We start from the raw sequence: 290 nt of genomic DNA on the forward strand, positions 1-290 counted from the left end.
AAAAAAACTCAAATAAAGTTTATTCGACAAAAATCAACCAGAAATCAACCAACATCCATCACGTAAAAAATCCCCGCTCAAGGGCGGGGATTAGTAACAAATCAAATTTACTCTTCAACTATGCCAAGGCTTGCACGAATAAATTCGCGGAATAATGGCTGCGGACGAGTTGGTCGGGATACAAATTCTGGATGGAATTGAGAAGCCACAAAGTAAGGGTGCTCTGATTCTGGCAATTCAATAATTTCTACAAGACGACCATCAGGGCTTGTCCCTGAGAATACGAAGCC

General features: G+C 41.4%; 1 pseudogene. It reads right to left on the reverse strand.

The window, feature by feature from the left end:
• Window positions 1-107 precede the first annotated feature (107 nt).
• A pseudogene (gene pyrG, locus AOA60_RS23580) lies at window positions 108-290 on the reverse strand (CTP synthetase); the annotation flags it as partial.

Source organism: Pseudomonas sp. 2822-17 (assembly GCF_002742485.1).
GTDB classification, from domain to species: domain Bacteria; phylum Pseudomonadota; class Gammaproteobacteria; order Pseudomonadales; family Pseudomonadaceae; genus Aquipseudomonas; species Aquipseudomonas cyclaminis.